Below are 12,758 nucleotides of genomic sequence, written 5' to 3' on the forward strand. Positions count from 1 at the left end.
AGACAATGGCTATCCGTAAGTACAAGCCGACGACGCCGGGCCGGCGTGGCTCGAGCGTTGCCGACTTCGCCGAGATCACCCGGTCGACGCCCGAGAAGTCGCTGCTGGCTCCGCTGCCGAAGAAGGGCGGACGCAACGCCCACGGCCGGATCACCACGCGGCACCACGGTGGCGGCCACAAGCGCCAGTACCGTCTGATCGACTTCAAGCGGGTCGACAAGGACGGCGTGCCGGCGAAGGTCGCCCACATCGAGTACGACCCGAACCGCACCGCGCGCATCGCGCTGCTGCACTACGCCGACGGCGAGAAGCGCTACATCATCGCGCCGAAGGACCTGAAGCAGGGCGACCGCGTCGAGTCCGGTCCGGGCGCCGACATCAAGCCGGGTAACAACCTGCCGCTGCGCAACATCCCGGTCGGTACCACCATCCACAACGTGGAGCTGCGTCCGGGCGGCGGCGCCAAGCTGGCCCGCTCGGCCGGCGTCGGCATCCAGCTGCTCGGCCGTGAGGGCGCGTACGCGACCCTGCGTATGCCGTCCGGTGAGATCCGGCGTGTGGACGTGCGCTGCCGCGCCAGCATCGGCGAGATCGGCAACGCCGACCAGTCGAACATCAACTGGGGTAAGGCCGGCCGTATGCGGTGGAAGGGCAAGCGCCCGACCGTCCGTGGTGTCGCGATGAACCCGGTCGACCACCCGCACGGTGGTGGTGAGGGTAAGACCTCCGGTGGTCGCCACCCGGTCAACCCGCAGGGTAAGCCCGAGGGCCGCACCCGTCGTAAGGGCCAGCCGAGCGACCGGCTGATCGTCCGCCGCCGCTACGCCACGCGTAAGCGCGGCTGAGGGAGATAAGACATGCCTCGCAGCCTGAAGAAGGGCCCGTTCGTCGACGACCACCTGCTCAAGAAGGTGGAGACGCAGAACGACAAGGGCTCGAAGAACGTCATCAAGACCTGGTCGCGGCGCTCGACGATCATCCCGGAGATGCTGGGTCACACGATCGCCGTGCACGACGGACGCAAGCACGTCCCGGTTTTCGTGACCGAGGCCATGGTCGGGCACAAGCTCGGCGAGTTCGCGCTGACCCGCACGTTCAAGGGTCACGAGAAGGACGACCGGAAGAGCCGCCGGCGCTGACGCCGCGGGCATACGGATAGAGGAACAAGGGGTTACAGCGATGCCAGGAAAGGGCGACGCTCCGGTGCTTCCGGGCGCGCGGGCGGTTGCGCGGCACGTGCGCATCTCGCCGATGAAGGCGCGCCGGGTGGTCAACCTCGTCCGCGGCCTGCCCGCGAAGGAGGCGCTCACGGTGCTGCAGTTCGCGCCGCAGGCTGCGAGCGAGCAGGTGTACAAGGTGCTCGCGAGCGCGATCGCCAACGCGGAGAACAACGAGCGGCTGGACCCCGACGCGCTGCTCGTCAGTGAGGCGTTCGTCGACGAGGGCCCGACCATGAAGCGGTTCCGGCCGCGGGCGCAGGGCCGGGCGTACCGGATCCGCAAGCGCACCTGCCACATCACCGTGGCGGTCGAGGCGGTTGCGGCGGCCACGCCGAAGAAGTCGGCGAAGAAGGCCGCTCCGGCCAAGCCGGCCGCTGAGGAGCAGAGCACGACGGAGGGTGCCGAGTAATGGGTCAGAAGGTTCACCCGACCGGGTTCCGGCTCGGCATCTCGACCGACTGGAAGTCCCGCTGGTTCGCGGACAAGCTCTACAAGGACTACATCGGCGAGGATGTCAAGATCCGCCGGATGATGTCCAAGGGCCTCGAGCGCGCCGGCATCTCCAAGGTCGACATCGAGCGCACCCGTGACCGGGTCCGCGTCGACATCCACACCGCCCGGCCGGGCATCGTCATCGGCCGTAAGGGTGCGGAGGCCGACCGGATCCGCGGCGAGCTGGAGAAGCTCACCGGCAAGCAGGTCCAGCTGAACATCATCGAGGTGAAGAACCCCGAGTCGGACGCGCAGCTGGTCGCCCAGGGCGTCGCCGAGCAGCTGTCCAGCCGGGTCAGCTTCCGTCGGGCCATGCGCAAGGCGATGCAGTCCGCGATGAAGAACCCCGCCTGCAAGGGCATCCGGGTTCAGGTCTCGGGCCGTCTGGGCGGCGCCGAGATGAGCCGGACCGAGTTCTACCGCGAGGGCCGGGTTCCGCTGCACACGCTGCGGGCCAACATCGAGTACGGCTTCTTCGAGGCCCGTACCACCTTCGGCCGGATCGGCGTGAAGGTCTGGATCTACAAGGGCGACGCCGTCCCGGGCCGCGAGGCCCCGGCCGAGGCCGCCCCGTCGCGCGGCCCGCGCCGCGACCGTGGCGACCGGCCGGACCGGCCGCGCCGTGGACGCTCGGGCTCGTCCGGTACGACCGCCGGTGGCACCGAGGCCGGCCGGGCTGCCGCGACCACCATCGCGCAGCAGGCGGAGACGCCGGCCGGTGAGCCGGTCGACAGCAGCGCTGTCGCCGCAGCCGCCTCGGCTCCGGTCGGTAACCAGCCGGCAGAAACGCAGCAGGAGGGCTGACAGATGCTGATGCCGCGCAAGCCCCCGAAGGGCTTCCGCAAGCCGCACCACCCGGACCGCAGTGGCGCGTCCAAGGGTGGTAACCGGGTGGTGTTCGGCGAGTTCGGGATCCAGGCTCTCGAGCCGGCGTACGTGACCAACCGCCAGATCGAGTCGGCGCGTATCGCGATGACCCGCCACATCAAGCGTGGCGGCAAGGTCTGGATCACGATCTTCCCGGACCAGGCCCTCACCAAGAAGCCGGCCGAGACCCGGATGGGTTCCGGTAAGGGTTCGCCCGAGTGGTGGGTCGCCAACGTGAAGCCGGGGCGGGTTCTCTTCGAGATGTCCTTCCCCAACGAGCAGATCGCGCGAGAGGCGATGCGTCGCGCGATCCACAAGCTCCCGATGAAGTGCCGCATTGTTACGCGCGAAGTGGGTGAATCCTGATGGCAGCGGGCGTCAAGCCCTCCGAGCTGCGTGAGCTCTCCGAGGAGGAGCTGGTCACGAAGTTGCGCGAGGCGAAGGCGGAGCTGTTCAACCTCCGCGTGCAGGCCGCAACCGGGCAGCTGGACAACAACCGGCGGCTGCAGGTCATCCGTCGGGAGATCGCCCGGATCTACACGATCATGCGTGAGCGTGAGCTGGGTCTCTCGGCCGCGCCGACTGAGGTGACTGCATCATGAGTGAGAACACCACCGCCCCCGCGCGGTCCCGCCGCAAGGTCCGCGAGGGCCTCGTGGTCAGCGACAAGATGGACAAGACCGTCGTGGTCGAGGTCGAGGACCGCGTCAAGCACGCGCTGTACGGCAAGATCATGCGCCGTACGAGCAAGCTGAAGGTGCACGACGAGCAGAACTCGGCCGGCATCGGCGACCGGGTCCTGATCATGGAGACCCGGCCGCTGTCCGCCACCAAGCGCTGGCGGCTCGTGGAGATCCTCGAGAAGGCCAAGTAGCGAAGGCTCGAGCTCGGCCGGGTCTCGGTCGGGCGCAGGTTCCGCCAGGCTCCGGCCGCCCCGAGCGGCCGGAGAACCGGCAGACATAGGAGATAGACGTGATTCAGCAGGAGTCGCGACTGCGCGTCGCCGACAACACGGGTGCCCGGGAGATCCTGTGCATCCGGGTGCTCGGCGGCTCCGGTCGGCGCTACGCGAGCATCGGCGACGTCATCGTGGCGACCGTCAAGGACGCGATCCCCGGTGCCGGTGTGAAGAAGGGCGACGTCGTCAAGGCCGTCGTCGTTCGGACCGCCAAGGAGAAGCGGCGGCCGGACGGGTCGTACATCCGCTTCGACGAGAACGCCGCCGTCATCATCAAGGACGGTGGGGACCCGCGCGGTACCCGTATCTTCGGCCCGGTGGGCCGGGAGCTGCGGGACAAGCGGTTCATGAAGATCATCTCTCTCGCGCCGGAGGTGTTGTGACCGTGAAGGTCAAGAAGGGCGACACGGTCGTCGTCATCGCCGGCAAGGACAAGGGTGCCAAGGGCAAGGTCATCGCGGCCTACCCGCGGCAGGACAAGGTCCTGGTCGAGGGCGTGAACCGGGTCAAGAAGCACACCCGTATCAGCACCACCCAGCGTGGCGCCAAGACCGGTGGCATCGTCACCCAGGAGGCCCCGATCCACGTCTCGAACGTGATGGTCCTGGACTCCGACGGCAAGCCGACCCGCGTCGGCTACCGGATCGACGACAACGGCCAGAAGGTCCGCATCGCGCGTAGCACCGGTAAGGACCTCTGATGACCACGGCTACCGAAACCAAGACCCTGCCGCGCCTCAAGGAGCGGTACCGCAACGAGGTGGTGGCCGAGCTGCAGAAGCAGTTCGAGTTCGGCAACCCGATGCAGGTGCCGCGGCTGGTCAAGATCGTCGTCAACATGGGTGTCGGCGAGGCCGCTCGCGACGCCAAGCTGATCGACGGGGCCGTCCGCGACCTGGCCACCATCACCGGCCAGAAGCCGCAGGTCCGGCGGGCCACCAAGTCCATCGCGCAGTTCAAGCTCCGCGAGGGCATGCCGATCGGCGCGAAGGTCACCCTTCGCGGCGACCGGATGTGGGAGTTCCTGGACCGGCTGCTCTCGATCGCGCTGCCGCGTATCCGTGACTTCCGCGGCCTGGACGGGCGCAAGCTCGACGGGCACGGCAACTACACGTTCGGCCTGACCGAGCAGTCGGTGTTCCACGAGATCGATCAGGACAAGATCGATCGCCAGCGGGGCATGGACATCACGGTGGTCACGACCGCCACGACCGACGACGAGGGCCGGGCGCTGCTCAAGCTCCTGGGCTTCCCGTTCAAGGAGAACTGAGATGGCCAAGAAGGCGCTGATCCTCAAGGCGGCCGCGAAGCCGAAGTTCTCGGTTCGCGCGTACACCCGCTGCCAGCGGTGCGGGCGTCCGAAGGCGGTCTACCGCAAGTTCGGTCTCTGCCGGGTGTGCATCCGGGAGATGGCCCACCGCGGTGAGCTGCCCGGCGTGTCCAAGGCTTCCTGGTAATAGCCCGGCGCGCTCCGGCGCGTCAGCTGAACTGTCTCTTCGCCGTAGGCCCCGGGCCTGGCCCGGGGAACCCCGGCGAGAAAGGTTGACGAGTTTTCATGACGATGACCGACCCGATCGCAGACATGCTCACGCGTCTGCGTAACGCCAACCAGGCGTACCACGACCGGGTGACGATGCCCTACTCGAAGATCAAGGCGAACATCGCCGAGGTCCTCAAGGCCGAGGGTTACATCGCCACCTGGTCGGTCGAGGAGCCCGAGGAGGGCGCCGTCGGCAAGCGACTGGTCGTCGAGCTGAAGTACGGCCAGAACCGCGAGCGGAGCCTGGCCGGCATCAAGCGCGTGTCCAAGCCCGGTCTCCGGGTGTACGCCAAGTCGGACGGGCTCCCGCGGGTGCTCGGCGGGCTGGGCGTGGCGATCATTTCGACGTCCCAGGGGCTGCTCACCGACCGGCAGGCCCGCAAGCGGAGCGTTGGCGGGGAAGTCCTCGCCTTCGTCTGGTAACGGGAGACAGGTAGAAATGTCGCGTATTGGACGTAAGTCGATCCCGGTGCCTGCCGGCGTCGACATCACGATCGACGGCCGGACCGTCAAGGTCAAGGGCCCCAAGGGCGAACTGAGCCACGTGCTGGCCGAGCCGATCACGGCGGAGCGGGGCGAGGACGGCGAGCTGCACGTCAACCGGCCCAACGACGAGCGCAAGGCCAAGGAGCTGCACGGCCTGAGCCGTACGCTGGTGGCCAACATGATCGTCGGTGTCACCGAGGGCTACCGCAAGAGCCTGGAGATCGCCGGCACCGGTTACCGCGTGACCGCCAAGGGCAAGGACCTGGAGTTCGCGCTCGGGTTCTCGCACCCGGTCCTGGTGCAGGCGCCGGACGGCATCACCTTCACGGTCGAGAAGCCGACGCTGTTCCACGTGGCCGGCATCGACAAGCAGCAGGTCGGCGAGGTCGCCGCCAACATCCGGAAGATCCGTCCGCCGGAGCCCTACAAGGGCAAGGGCGTGAAGTACCAGGGCGAGGTCATCCGCCGCAAGGCTGGAAAGGCAGGTAAGAAGTGAGCGCCACGCTGCTCAAGCGCCGCCGCGGCGTCGCCGCCAAGCGTGCCGTCGGGCGTGCGCGTCGGCACTTCCGGGTCCGCAAGAACGTCAGCGGCACCGCCGAGCGTCCCCGCCTGGTCGTCACCCGCTCCCTGCGCCACGTGGTGGCCCAGGTCGTGGACGACACCAAGGGTCACACCCTGGCGTCGGCCTCGACCATGGACGCCTCGCTGCGCGGCGCCGAGGGCGACAAGAGCGCCCTGGCCGGCAAGGTCGGCGCCCTGCTCGCCGAGCGCGCCAAGGCCGCCGGCGTCTCGAAGGTCGTCTTCGACCGCGGTGGCAACCGGTACGCGGGGCGTGTCGCCGCGCTTGCCGACGCCGCCCGCGAAGCCGGGCTCGAGTTCTAGAAACCCCGTCACGAGAGAGAAGGAAGGCTGCTGATGCCAGGTCAACAGCGCCGTGGCGGCGGGTCCGGTGGCAACGAGGGTGGTCGCCGCGACAACCGCCGTGAGGGCGGCCGCGGAAACGCGCCCGTCGAGAAGACCCCGCACCTCGAGCGGGTCGTCGCGATCAACCGCGTCGCCAAGGTCGTGAAGGGTGGTCGTCGCTTCAGCTTCACCGCCCTGGTGATCGTGGGCGACGGCGACGGCACCGTCGGTGTGGGCTACGGAAAGGCCAAGGAGGTGCCCGCGGCGATCGCCAAGGGTGTCGAGGAGGCCAAGAAGCACTTCTTCAAGGTGCCGCGGATCGGTCAGTCGATCCCGCACCCGGTCACGGGCGAGGACGCGGCCGGTGTGGTGCTGCTCAAGCCGGCTTCCGCCGGTACGGGCGTCATCGCCGGTGGTCCGGTGCGTGCCGTGCTGGAGTGCGCGGGCATCCACGACGTGCTCTCCAAGAGCCTCGGCTCGTCCAACCCGATCAACATCGTGCACGCCACGGTGGCGGCCCTGAAGGGGCTCGAGTCCCCGGAGCAGGTCGCGGCCCGTCGTGGTCTGCCGGTCGAGGACGTCGCGCCGGCCGCCATGCTGGCGTCGCGGGCGGGGGTGGCGTCCTGATGGCACGCCTGAAGGTCACCCAGGTCCGGTCCGAGATCGGGACCAAGAAGAACCAGCGTGACTCGCTGCGTTCCCTCGGTCTCAAGCGGATCAACGACGTGGTGGTCAAGGAGGACCGGCCGGAGATCCGCGGCATGATCTTCACGGTCAACCACCTCGTGAAGGTCGAGGAGGTCGAGTAATGACGATCAAGGTGCACCACCTGCGTCCGGCTCCGGGTGCCAAGACCGACAAGACCCGCGTGGGTCGCGGTGAGGGCTCGAAGGGCAAGACCGCCGGTCGCGGTACCAAGGGTTCGAAGGCCCGGAAGAACATCTCGCCGGCGTTCGAGGGTGGGCAGATGCCCATCCACATGCGCCTGCCGAAGATGAAGGGCTTCAAGAACAAGTTCAAGGTCGTGTTCCAGGTGGTCAACCTGGACCGGCTGGCCGAGCTGTTCCCGAACGGCGGCCAGATCGGCCCGGTCGAGCTGGTCGAGGCCGGCGCGGTCCGCAAGGGTCACCCGGTCAAGGTGCTCGGCACCGGCGACCTCGGTGGCGTGTCTCTCCAGGTCTCGGCGCACGCGTTCAGCGCGTCGGCCAAGGAGAAGATCACCGCCGCCGGTGGCTCGGTCACCGAGCTGTAAGGCGATGTCCACGGCGCCCGCTCAGTTGTTCGCAACTGGGCGGGCGCCATGGTCTACCGGCCACGTGTGCGCCGGGTAACATCGGATTCGTTTTATGTAGCCGGGCACATCTGCCCGGACCGGGATCGGACTGTTAGAGTCCGTTCCCAGCCATGGATACCGGGCATGCCGCCCGGCACCACCCCGCCCCGCCAGGATTCGTCACCGGCGGCCCGCGTCGCGCAGGAGGAAGAAGTTGCTGTCCGCCTTTCTCAGTGCGTTCCGTACGCCTGACCTGCGCAAGAAGCTGCTGTTCACAGTAGGCATCATCGCGGTCTACCGGTTGGGCGCCACGCTGCCCAGCCCGGGCGTCTCGTACGGCAACGTGCAGAAGTGCCTCGACACGATCCAGGGTGGCAGCACGGGAGTGCTCAACCTGCTGGATCTGTTCTCCGGTGGCGCGCTGCTCCAGCTCTCGGTCTTCGCGCTGGGCATCATGCCCTACATCACCGCGTCGATCATCCTGCAGCTGCTGACGGTGGTGATCCCGCGCCTGGAGCAGCTCCGCAAGGAGGGCCAGGCCGGGCAGGCCAAGATCACGCAGTACACCCGCTACCTGACGCTGGGCCTGGGTGTACTCCAGGCCTCGGCGTTCGTGGCGCTGGCCCGCTCCGGCCAGCTGTTCAACAACCAGTGCGACCAGTTCCCGATCGTGCCCGAGGGCACCGGCATCCCGAACTGGCTGACCCTGGGCATCCTGGTCATGACCATGACCGCCGGCACCGGCGTGGTGATGTGGCTCGGTGAGCTGATCACCGACCGGGGCGTCGGCAACGGCATGTCCGTGCTGATCTTCACCTCGATCGCGGCCCGCCTCCCCAGCGAGGGCTGGAAGATCAAGACCACCAAGGGCTGGGGGATGTTCCTCCTCGTCATCGCCCTGGTGCTGGTGGTCATCACCGCTGTCACGTTCATCGAGCAGGCGCAGCGCCGCATCCCGGTGCAGTACGCCAAGCGCATGATCGGCCGGCGGATGTACGGCGGCACGTCGACCTACATCCCGCTGAAGGTGAACCAGGCGGGTGTCATCCCGGTCATCTTCGCCTCGTCGCTGCTCTACCTGCCGCAGCTCGCGCTCCAGTTCTTCGATCAGAACGACCCGGGCAAGGCCCAGGCGTGGATCCAGAACCACATCGTGAAGGCGAGCGCGCCGGAGCACATCGCGATCTACTTCCTGCTGATCATCTTCTTCACGTACTTCTACGTGTCGATCACGTTCAACCCGACCGAGGTCGCGGACAACATGAAGAAGTACGGCGGCTTCGTGCCGGGCATCCGCCCCGGCAAGCCGACCGCCGAGTACCTCGACTTCATCCTCAGCCGGATCACCCTGCCGGGCGCGCTCTACCTGGGCATCGTCGCGATCCTGCCGAACTTCTTCTTCATCTGGCTCGACAACCAGCAGTTCCAGAACTTTCCGTTCGGCGGCACCGCTGTGCTCATCATGGTCGGCGTCGGTCTGGAGACCGTGAAGCAGATCGAGAGCCAACTCATGCAGCGGAACTACGAAGGGTTCCTGCGGTAGATGCGACTCGTTCTGGTTGGCCCGCCGGGCGCGGGCAAAGGCACACAGGCGGAGTTCGTCGCCGCGCACCTCTCGGTGCCGAAGATCTCGACCGGTGACATCTTCCGGGCGAACGTCTCCCAGGGCACGCCGCTGGGCGTCGAGGCCAAGCGGTACATGGACGCCGGCAAGCTGGTCCCGGACGAGGTCACCATCAACATGGTGCGGGACCGGCTCGCCGAGCCGGACGCGAGCGAGGGCTTCCTGCTCGACGGCTTCCCACGGACCACGCCGCAGGCCGCCGCGCTGGACAAGCTCCTCGCCGACCTCGGCACCGCGCTGGACCTGGTGCTGGAGCTGGTCGTCGACGACGACGAGGTGATCCGGCGCCTGTCCGGCCGGCGCACCTGCCGCGGCTGCGGCAAGATCTGGCACGTCGAGTTCGACTCGCCGAGCCGGGAGGGCGTCTGCGACCGCTGCGGCGCGGAGCTGTTCCAGCGGGACGACGACAAGCCGGAGACCATCGCCGCCCGGCTGCGGGAGTACGCCGAGAAGACCGCGCCGCTGGTCGACTACTACGGCGCCCAGGGCAAGCTGGTGGGCATCGACGCGACCGGCCCGGTGGAGGACGTCACCGTCCGCGCCATCGACGCGCTGCGCTCGTACGGCGGCTGAGGTCCCACCGCCACCCGGCGGATAGAGTGCGAACAGCGGGGTACGTGCGACGTGCCCCGCTGCTCCGCGTACGCGCAACGAAAGGTAAACACCACCATGCGCCGTCCCCAGCTGGACATCCAGCTGAAGACCCCCGAGCAGATCGAGCTGATGCGGGCCGCGGGTCTGGTCGTCGCCCGTGCCCTGCGCCGGATGCGCGAGGCGGTGGCGCCGGGCGTGTCGACGGCCGACCTGGACGCGATCGCCGAGTCGACCATCCGCGAGGCCGGCGCCGTGCCGTCGTTCAAGGGCTACCACGGCTTCCCGGCGTCGATCTGCTCCTCGGTGAACCAGCAGGTGGTGCACGCCATCCCGTCGCCCGCGCAGGTGCTGCGCGAGGGCGACCTGATCTCGATCGACTGCGGCGCGGTGCTGGACGGCTGGCACGGCGACGCGGCCGTCACGGTGCCGGTCGGCGAGGTCGACCCGGCGCTGCTGAAGATGACGGCGGTGGCCGAGGACGCCATGTGGGCCGGGATCGCGGCGGCGGCGCGGGGTGCCGCCTCCGGCAAGGGCCGGCTCACCGACATCTCCCACGCGGTCGAGACCGCGGTCCGTAAGGGCGGCCGGTACGGCATCGTCGACGGCTACGGCGGCCACGGCATCGGCACCGAGATGCACCAGGACCCGCACGTGCTCAACCACGGTCGCCCCGGCAAGGGCCCGCGCCTGGTGCCCGGCCTGGCACTCGCCATCGAGCCGATGATCACCATGGGCTCGCCGCGTACCGTCGAGCTGTCCGACGGCTGGACCGTGGTGACCCGGGACGGGTCGATGGCGGTGCACGTGGAGCACTCGATGGCGCTGCTGGACGACGGCGTGTGGGTGCTCACGGCCGAGGACGGCGGACGAGGCCGTCTGGGTGACCTGGTGACCGCCCGGCAGACGTCCGTCGACTCTCCGGCGGTCTGAGCGGGCTGCCCCGTACCCGGTCGAGTGCTGCCGCCTTGGCGATCGGGTGCCATGCTTGTTCCCATGGATGAGCGCAACCGGATGCGGGCGGCCGACGCGGACCGGGAGGCCACCGCGGAACGACTCCGGGTGGCGCTGGCCGAAGGCCGGCTCGACCTGGGCGAGTACGACGACCGGCTGCGGCAGGCGTACGGCGCCAAGACCTACGGCGAGCTGGACGAGTTGCTGACCGACCTGCCCGGTCCCCGGCCGGCGGAGAACTCCCTGCCGGCTCCGCGCGCGACCGGCAAGAGCGGGGTGGCCGAGCCGGGCCGGGCGGCCGTCAGCGCGCGTAACGCCTGGCTGCTGGGGGTCTGGGGCCCCTGGCTGAAGGTGGCCCTGATCCTCAGCGCGATCTGGTTCGTCTCCCAGCTCGGTGAGGGTGAGTTCGAGTTCGACGACTACTGGCCGATCTGGGTGCTCGGCCCGTGGGGCGCCGTGGTGCTCTACCAGACGATCCAGGGGCTGGCCCACGGGGCGCCGGAGCACGACGCCGAGCGCCGGCGGCGCAAGCAGGTCGAGCGGGAGGCCCGCCGGCGGGCGAAGCGGGAGCTGCCGGAGACGTGACCTGCGTCATATTCGAGCCGTCCGGGTGACCGTCGCGCCGGTCGGTTTGGCGAGCACGTACGGGTCGGCGTACACTTTTGGATCGGCGCACAGCGTCCACTCCGCCATGCCCACCCAGCGCTTCGGTGGGAGTCGGAGCCGCGGCTGGCGCGGGTTTCCTGATCTTGGTCAGTTCACCCGTGTAAGACGTTGTGAGCCGTCCGGAGCAACCGACGTCAGGACAGCGGAGGACATGCCGAAAAAAGACGGAGCAATCGAGATCGAGGGTCGGGTCATCGAGCCCCTGCCGAACGCCATGTTCCGGGTGGAGCTCGCGAACGGCCACAAGGTGCTCGCTCACATCAGCGGCAAGATGCGGCAGCACTACATCCGCATCCTGCCGGAGGACCGGGTCGTCGTCGAACTCTCGCCGTACGACCTGACCCGCGGGCGCATCGTCTACCGCTACAAGTAAGCCTGACGGCGGCCGGGAGACCCGTGTCCGTCTTCGACGTCCGGATCGCGCACCGCCGCGGCTCCGGGCCAGATGGGAAGTAAGGCAACCGTGAAGGTCAAGCCGAGCGTCAAGAGGATCTGCAACAAGTGCCGGGTGATCCGCCGGCACGGCCGGGTCATGGTCATCTGCACCGACCCGCGCCACAAGCAGCGCCAGGGCTGACGCCCCACACATCACCAGCTCGTCCCAGCCGCGGTCGGGTGCGCAGCGCGTACCCCCTCGTGGTTGACCCCCGGTCGGAGGCCGGGGCCCGCTCGGGCAGCGACCGATCCCGGTCGCCGGCGTTCTTGACGCCGGAAGGACAGGGACGGCCGGTAGCGGGGTGGGACGGGTCCAGACCTCCGCCACAACATCACGAGGAGTACGCCCGCACATGGCACGTCTAGTCGGCGTGGATCTCCCCCGCGAGAAGCGGATGGAGATCGCGCTCACCTACATCTTCGGGGTCGGTCGTACCCGCGCCCTGGAGACGCTCGCCGCGACCGGCATCTCGCCGGACAAGCGCGTTCGGGACCTCACGGACGAGGAGCTCGTCGAGCTCCGGAACCACATCGAGGGCAACTACAAGGTTGAAGGCGACCTGCGCCGCGAGGTCGCCGCTGACATCCGCCGCAAGGTCGAGATCGGCTGCTACGCCGGTATCCGGCACCGTCGCGGTCTGCCCGTGCGTGGCCAGCGCACCAAGACCAACGCGCGGACCCGGAAGGGCCCGAAGCGGACCGTGGCCGGCAAGAAGAAGCCCGGCAAGAAGTAACTAGGAGCGCACAGAC

The 12,758-nt window shown here is 68.6% G+C and carries 24 protein-coding genes; all 24 read left to right on the forward strand.

What is annotated here, in order from left to right; genetic code table 11:
* Positions 1-5: 5 nt before the first annotated feature.
* The 24 genes from rplB (at position 6) to rpsM (ending at position 12,742) form a co-directional block, all read left to right on the forward strand.
* A complete protein-coding gene (rplB, locus tag M8C11_RS12040) occupies positions 6-845 on the forward strand; it encodes a 50S ribosomal protein L2 (protein ID WP_013288631.1) in 840 nt (279 codons plus the stop codon).
* 12 nt (positions 846-857) lie between these two features.
* Positions 858-1,139: a 30S ribosomal protein S19 gene (rpsS, locus tag M8C11_RS12045; RefSeq protein WP_007073032.1), complete on the forward strand. Its 282-nt coding sequence runs from the start codon at positions 858-860 to the stop codon at positions 1,137-1,139.
* Positions 1,140-1,179: 40 nt separating this feature from the next.
* Positions 1,180-1,629 (forward strand): 50S ribosomal protein L22, encoded by a 450-nt coding sequence (rplV, locus tag M8C11_RS12050; protein ID WP_013288630.1) that lies wholly within the window; start codon positions 1,180-1,182, stop codon positions 1,627-1,629.
* Positions 1,629-2,516, forward strand: a complete 888-nt coding sequence (rpsC, locus tag M8C11_RS12055) for a 30S ribosomal protein S3 (RefSeq protein ID WP_013473694.1) — start codon at positions 1,629-1,631, stop codon at positions 2,514-2,516. Before rplV ends, rpsC begins: the two co-directional genes overlap by 1 nt.
* A 3-nt stretch (positions 2,517-2,519) precedes the next feature.
* Entirely contained in the window at positions 2,520-2,945 is a 426-nt protein-coding gene (gene rplP, locus M8C11_RS12060; protein ID WP_007465292.1) for a 50S ribosomal protein L16, read from the forward strand.
* Positions 2,945-3,181 carry a 50S ribosomal protein L29 gene (gene rpmC / locus M8C11_RS12065; protein WP_013288628.1) on the forward strand — a complete coding sequence of 79 codons (237 nt, stop codon included), beginning with the start codon at positions 2,945-2,947 and terminating at the stop codon, positions 3,179-3,181. Before rplP ends, rpmC begins: the two co-directional genes overlap by 1 nt.
* Positions 3,178-3,453 (forward strand): 30S ribosomal protein S17, encoded by a 276-nt coding sequence (gene rpsQ, locus M8C11_RS12070; RefSeq protein ID WP_013288627.1) that lies wholly within the window; start codon positions 3,178-3,180, stop codon positions 3,451-3,453. The genes rpmC and rpsQ overlap by 4 nt, the downstream gene beginning before the upstream one ends.
* A 98-nt stretch (positions 3,454-3,551) precedes the next feature.
* The gene (rplN, locus tag M8C11_RS12075; protein WP_007073026.1) at positions 3,552-3,920 is read left to right on the forward strand and encodes a 50S ribosomal protein L14; all 369 of its coding nucleotides are present in this window, start codon (positions 3,552-3,554) and stop codon (positions 3,918-3,920) included.
* A complete protein-coding gene (gene rplX, locus M8C11_RS12080; protein WP_013288626.1) occupies positions 3,917-4,237 on the forward strand; it encodes a 50S ribosomal protein L24 in 321 nt (106 codons plus the stop codon). Before rplN ends, rplX begins: the two co-directional genes overlap by 4 nt.
* Positions 4,237-4,806: a 50S ribosomal protein L5 gene (gene rplE / locus M8C11_RS12085; protein WP_135242072.1), complete on the forward strand. Its 570-nt coding sequence runs from the start codon at positions 4,237-4,239 to the stop codon at positions 4,804-4,806. The genes rplX and rplE overlap by 1 nt, the downstream gene beginning before the upstream one ends.
* A gap of 1 nt (position 4,807) precedes the next feature.
* The gene (locus tag M8C11_RS12090; RefSeq protein ID WP_007073023.1) at positions 4,808-4,993 is read left to right on the forward strand and encodes a type Z 30S ribosomal protein S14; all 186 of its coding nucleotides are present in this window, start codon (positions 4,808-4,810) and stop codon (positions 4,991-4,993) included.
* A 98-nt stretch (positions 4,994-5,091) separates the two neighbouring features.
* Positions 5,092-5,499, forward strand: a complete 408-nt coding sequence (gene rpsH / locus M8C11_RS12095) for a 30S ribosomal protein S8 (RefSeq protein WP_013288624.1) — start codon at positions 5,092-5,094, stop codon at positions 5,497-5,499.
* A gap of 16 nt (positions 5,500-5,515) precedes the next feature.
* The gene (gene rplF, locus M8C11_RS12100) at positions 5,516-6,058 is read left to right on the forward strand and encodes a 50S ribosomal protein L6 (protein WP_073828942.1); all 543 of its coding nucleotides are present in this window, start codon (positions 5,516-5,518) and stop codon (positions 6,056-6,058) included.
* A complete protein-coding gene (gene rplR, locus M8C11_RS12105) occupies positions 6,055-6,444 on the forward strand; it encodes a 50S ribosomal protein L18 (protein ID WP_013288622.1) in 390 nt (129 codons plus the stop codon). The genes rplF and rplR overlap by 4 nt, the downstream gene beginning before the upstream one ends.
* Before the next feature lie 33 nt (positions 6,445-6,477).
* On the forward strand, positions 6,478-7,092 hold the full coding sequence (gene rpsE / locus M8C11_RS12110; protein WP_013288621.1) for a 30S ribosomal protein S5: 615 nt from the start codon (positions 6,478-6,480) through the stop codon (positions 7,090-7,092).
* Positions 7,092-7,274: a 50S ribosomal protein L30 gene (rpmD, locus tag M8C11_RS12115; RefSeq protein ID WP_013473693.1), complete on the forward strand. Its 183-nt coding sequence runs from the start codon at positions 7,092-7,094 to the stop codon at positions 7,272-7,274. Before rpsE ends, rpmD begins: the two co-directional genes overlap by 1 nt.
* Positions 7,274-7,717, forward strand: coding sequence for a 50S ribosomal protein L15 (gene rplO / locus M8C11_RS12120; protein WP_091426377.1), 444 nt, complete (start codon positions 7,274-7,276; stop codon positions 7,715-7,717). Before rpmD ends, rplO begins: the two co-directional genes overlap by 1 nt.
* Before the next feature lie 235 nt (positions 7,718-7,952).
* Positions 7,953-9,281: a preprotein translocase subunit SecY gene (gene secY / locus M8C11_RS12125; protein ID WP_091426376.1), complete on the forward strand. Its 1,329-nt coding sequence runs from the start codon at positions 7,953-7,955 to the stop codon at positions 9,279-9,281.
* Positions 9,282-9,935 (forward strand): adenylate kinase, encoded by a 654-nt coding sequence (locus M8C11_RS12130; protein ID WP_013288618.1) that lies wholly within the window; start codon positions 9,282-9,284, stop codon positions 9,933-9,935.
* A 96-nt stretch (positions 9,936-10,031) separates the two neighbouring features.
* Positions 10,032-10,886, forward strand: coding sequence for a type I methionyl aminopeptidase (map, locus tag M8C11_RS12135; RefSeq protein WP_120573090.1), 855 nt, complete (start codon positions 10,032-10,034; stop codon positions 10,884-10,886).
* An 81-nt stretch (positions 10,887-10,967) separates the two neighbouring features.
* Entirely contained in the window at positions 10,968-11,492 is a 525-nt protein-coding gene (locus M8C11_RS12140; RefSeq protein ID WP_194801540.1) for a DUF1707 domain-containing protein, read from the forward strand.
* 232 nt (positions 11,493-11,724) lie between these two features.
* Positions 11,725-11,946 carry a translation initiation factor IF-1 gene (gene infA, locus M8C11_RS12145; RefSeq protein ID WP_007073013.1) on the forward strand — a complete coding sequence of 74 codons (222 nt, stop codon included), beginning with the start codon at positions 11,725-11,727 and terminating at the stop codon, positions 11,944-11,946.
* A gap of 90 nt (positions 11,947-12,036) precedes the next feature.
* Positions 12,037-12,150 (forward strand): 50S ribosomal protein L36, encoded by a 114-nt coding sequence (gene rpmJ / locus M8C11_RS12150; RefSeq protein ID WP_012184307.1) that lies wholly within the window; start codon positions 12,037-12,039, stop codon positions 12,148-12,150.
* A gap of 211 nt (positions 12,151-12,361) precedes the next feature.
* Positions 12,362-12,742 (forward strand): 30S ribosomal protein S13, encoded by a 381-nt coding sequence (gene rpsM / locus M8C11_RS12155; RefSeq protein ID WP_013288614.1) that lies wholly within the window; start codon positions 12,362-12,364, stop codon positions 12,740-12,742.
* Positions 12,743-12,758 lie beyond the last annotated feature (16 nt).

Origin of the sequence: Micromonospora sp. CPM1, assembly GCF_023896895.1 — a bacterium.
GTDB lineage: Bacteria > Actinomycetota > Actinomycetes > Mycobacteriales > Micromonosporaceae > Micromonospora > Micromonospora tulbaghiae.